This is a genomic window from Mesorhizobium sp. M4A.F.Ca.ET.090.04.2.1, assembly GCF_003999085.1.
Lineage (GTDB): Bacteria > Pseudomonadota > Alphaproteobacteria > Rhizobiales > Rhizobiaceae > Mesorhizobium.
The window spans coordinates 1-1,563 of record NZ_RZOT01000822.1; the positions used below are offsets into that span (position 1 = coordinate 1).

The 1,563-nt window shown below is 65.6% G+C and carries 3 protein-coding genes; all 3 read right to left on the reverse strand.

Going from position 1 to position 1,563, the window contains the following annotated elements:
* The coding region (locus EN781_RS32235; protein WP_189347966.1) for an FAD binding domain-containing protein at positions 1-395 on the reverse strand (395 nt) is incomplete at its 3' end.
* A gap of 15 nt (positions 396-410) precedes the next feature.
* Complete coding sequence (locus tag EN781_RS32240; protein WP_126059015.1) at positions 411-854, reverse strand: SRPBCC family protein; 444 nt, start codon at positions 852-854, stop codon at positions 411-413.
* Positions 855-977: 123 nt separating this feature from the next.
* Positions 978-1,563, reverse strand: a 586-nt coding sequence (locus EN781_RS32245; protein ID WP_145965776.1) for an AraC family transcriptional regulator, incomplete at its 5' end; no start/stop codon positions are given.

Consider the following 1,563-nt stretch of genomic DNA (forward strand, 5'->3'; position numbering starts at 1 on the left):
TCGCTATCCTCGGTGGCGACGTTCGCGTCCAGCGCAAGCAGCGCGACGGCGAAGTCGCCGTAGGGCGCAGGCGCGAAGAGATTGCCGCCGACGCTTGCCATGTTGCGGATCGCCGGGCCGCCGACGGCGCGCACGGTGGGCGCAAGCCAGGCGAGTTCCGGATGGCGGGCAATCGCAGCCATGGTGACGGAGGCGCCAAGGCGAACCTTGCCGCCGGAAACAGCGATCGCCGACAGTGACGGTTCGGTGGCGCGGACGAGGCTGGAGACAGAGACATCGCCTTCATTGGCGGCGCGCACGACCAGCGTGCCGCCGCCGAGATAGCGCGTGCCGGCGGCCTGCAGTGCAGCGTTCGCGTCCTTCACCGTCGGGAATGTCTGGAGGGCAAGCGCCATGGCACGCTCCTTGGCTCAGCTTTGGCCGGCGAAATGGCTCTTCAGCGCGTTGAAGCCGCCCTGGAAGACATTGGCGCCCATGCCTTCGGCGAGCTTGTCGGCTTCCTCGGGAGCGGCGTCGAAGCTCGCGCTCCATTCGGCAAAGGTGCGGTCGCCGTCGGTGACACGTCGCAACTGCAGCGTCGCCTTGTGATTGGTGATCGGCTGCGGGGTCTCGAGGATGGAGTAGCTGACCAGAAACTTCTCGTCGGAGAAGTCGAGCAGCTTTTCGCGCAGGCGGGCGCCGCTGACGAGCTGGAAGTTGCGCACGCAGCCAACCGTGCTTGCGTCCTTGCCGTCCTCGATATGGCTTTCGACCATGCGCGGGTGCCAGCCCGGCAGGCCGTTGAAGTCGCGTATCCGCGCCCAGACCTGTTCGACCGGCGCGTCGATGACGCTGGAGATGGTGATTTTCGCCATGGAGCCGTTCCCTTGCGGATGCGTATGGCGGGAAGGGTAGGGCGCACAGGCAGCCGGCGCTTATCAATGCGTCTTGAGTGCCTATCAATCAGTCTGAAAATAGACCGAAACAGCCAGGGCCGCTCAAGCCATCGCCCGCGCCGCCTCGCGATAGAGCGTCGGCGGCACGCCGACATGGTCGCGGAAGAAGCGCGAAAAATTGCCCTGGGTGGTGAAGCCGAGATTGCAAGCGACCGAGATCAGCGGTTCCTGCGACCATTGCAGCTGGCGCACGGCTTCCTCCATGCGCAGCGTGTTCCAGTAGACGTTCGGCGTCAGATTGGTCTGTTCCTTGAACAAGGCGAAGAAATGCGGCCTCGACAGGCCGACGCTGCGGGCCACGTCGTCGAAGGAGATGCGTTCGCAGACATTGGCCTTCATCAGCTGGATCGCCTTGCGGACGCGGAAATCCTGCATGGTGTTGACGCGGCCACGCGCCACATGCGGCGCCGAGGCGTCGGCGGCGTCGAGCACGCTGTCGATGAAGCGCTCGATCTCGTAATTGGCGATGTCGTCGATGCTCTCATTGTCGCTGAGATGATCGAGCAGGTGCGCCGCCGCCTGGTGCAGCCACGGCTCCAGCGTGATCGCGGCCTGCGCGAACAGCGGCGCCGACGAGGGCAGGTCGCGGCGCCGGCGGGCCCAGTCGGGATCGATGTAGAAGGGGGGG

What these genes read in the sequence shown, in the direction of transcription:
- EN781_RS32240 (WP_126059015.1), bottom strand. Translation starts at nt 854, where the DNA reads ATGGCGAAAATCACCATCTCCAGCGTCATCGACGCGCCGGTCGAACAG.